The sequence below is a fragment of the Flammeovirga sp. OC4 genome, assembly GCF_000812565.1.
In the GTDB taxonomy this organism is placed as follows: Bacteria; Bacteroidota; Bacteroidia; order Cytophagales; family Flammeovirgaceae; genus Flammeovirga.
Map to the genome: position 1 here is coordinate 1 of NZ_JTAM01000148.1, position 2587 is coordinate 2587.

Consider the following 2587-nt stretch of genomic DNA (forward strand, 5'->3'; position numbering starts at 1 on the left):
TCATCAAAAATCTCCTGATTTCTAAACACCACAAACAGTCGAAAACTTAGTTTACAATGTCGTAAATCCATAGAACCAAAAAAGGGGTATTGGCTTTTAAATTATAGCCAATACCCCTTTCATCATTAAAACTGCTTTTTAGTAAAACTTCAAAGCTTTATTATTTTTGTTCTAGACTAGCGTTTGCATTTTCAAGCTCTTGAATTCTTGCTTGTAATTTTAAGAATAAATCATTCACTTTTTCATTCTGAAGAGCATTTGCTTCCACTTTCGTTTCTAAATCTTTCATTTTTTGCTCCAAATCACTATTCTGTTTTTCAAGATCTTCAATCATCTCTTGTTGTTCTTGAACAGCTTTAGTTAAAACAGGTACCATATGTCTGTAATTTAAAGCATAATGTCCTTCATCATCTGCAACCCAAACATTTTCTGGAAAATACTGCATTACTTCTTGTGCCATAAAACCATAATGTCTTATACTATCGGCGTCTTTAATATAGTTGTAAGAGTATACACCTAGTTGCATGATATCATCTAAAGTGGTTTTCAAGGTGTCTATATTTTCTTTTAACCTTCTATCAGAAAATGACTGACTATCAGAAAATTTACCTCTAATTCGTAAATCACCATCAGTTTGGAATTCAAAATTTTGAGAAGGGTTATTTTGACCATCTTCTCTATCCAAAAATTCTAAGTGATTATTTTCGTTTACAAAAAGATACCATCGACGACCAGCTGAACCTCTTTGTATTGCAAAACCATCTTTAGGTTCTTTTGTACTCGGATGTTCTAATCTCACTCGTCCGTCTCGTGTTAGTACAAAAGGACTTGGTTTATCCGAATCATTAAGTTTAGATCCAACAGAAATCTTAAAATCATTGTTGTCACTATCGTCTATACCCATTGTGATGTCACTTCCGCCATCTTCAGGTGCTCTAAACCTCATGGCAATGTCTCCACTTCCTGAATTATCAATTTCAAAACCAGGAGTATCTCCATTATTACTAGTATTTACCTCTAACTTAGTAGAAGGTGAAGTAGTACCAATACCCGTATTTCCTTGTACAATTAGACCATCACTAGGAGCATCTTTGTTACCTGAATAATCATTACCAATTGCCATTCCTCCTTCAACATCAAGTTTATTCCTAGGACTGTCCGTACCAATACCCGTTCTACCTTGTACAAGTAAACCATTATCAGTAGCAGTGTTCGTACCTGAATAACCACTACCAATTACCATCCCTCCCTCTACATCAAGTTTATTTTTAGGATCATCTGTTCCTATTCCAACCTTTCCATTACTAAGTATTCTTAACCTTGAACTACCATCTGTTTTAAATACCATACTGGCGTTATTTTCATTCCTAAATTCAGCTGAGCCACCAGAATTCAGACCAATCAATAAATTTTTATCAGATCCATCAGTAGAATAAGTTGTCCAAGCATCAGAACCATGACCATGAATATGTAAGTTTGTACCACCTGATGAACCAGGGTTTTCTGTACCAATCCCTACATCTTTCCCATTAACAAAAAGAACTGTTTTTGAAGAAGTACTATTAACAACTTTGAAATCACCTGAGCTATTTAAATCAACATTTAAATTATTAGTTCCTGCTGTTATTGTAGTATTTCCTACTAAAGCACCTCCTAATTGTACATTATTACCTGATTTTGTCAATCCATTTGTGGTAGTAATATCTTTATTTGTCCATGAAAAAGTACCACTTCCATTTGTACTTAATACATAACCTGAAGTCTCACTTCCTGGGTTTGTAATATATCCATTATTAGAAACAAAGGCATCGACTTCACTTTCTGAAAGATTGGTATCTGTAGCTTCTAAGCTTTGTAGGAAATCTTCTTCAGTTCCTTCATTTTCGCTATTTAGCCAGATTTGATAAGCTGATAGTCCATCAGCACCTTTAGGTCCTGTAGGTCCCGTTAAACCTGTATCACCTTGATCTCCTTTTAGAGACTTCAACCAATCATCCTGAGTACCTTCAAAACCTGATTTAAAGGCCAAATCATAAGCTGATAGCCCCGTATTACCTTGATCTCCTTTTAATGACGATAACCACTCCGACTCAGTGCCCTCAAAACCTGATTTAAAAGCCAAATCATAAGCCGACTGACCATCTGAACCTTGTAAGGATGCCAACCATTCTTCTTTTGTACCTTTAAAGCCAGACTCCTGAGCTAAAGTATAAGCATCTACACCGTCTTCGCCCTGCAACGATAATAACCACTCCGACTCAGTGCCCTCAAAACCTGATTTAAAAGCCAAATCATAAGCCGACTGACCATCTGAACCTTGTAAGGATGCCAACCATTCTTCTTTTGTACCTTTAAAGCCAGACTCCTGAGCTAAAGTATAAGCATCTACACCGTCTTCGCCCTGCAACGATAATAACCACTCCGACTCAGTGCCCTCAAAACCTGATTTAAAAGCCAAATCATAAGCCGACTGACCATCTGAACCTTGTAAGGATGCCAACCATTCTTCTTTTGTACCTTTAAAGCCAGACTCCTGAGCTAAAGTATAAGCATCTACACCGTCTTCGCCCTGCAACGATAATAACCA

The 2587-nt window shown here is 36.6% G+C and carries 1 protein-coding gene; it reads right to left on the bottom strand.

From position 1 onward, the window contains the following. Positions 1-160: 160 nt before the first annotated feature. Positions 161-2587: tail fiber domain-containing protein (locus PL77_RS31260; RefSeq protein WP_172665975.1), on the bottom strand; the 2427-nt coding region annotated here is incomplete at its 5' end.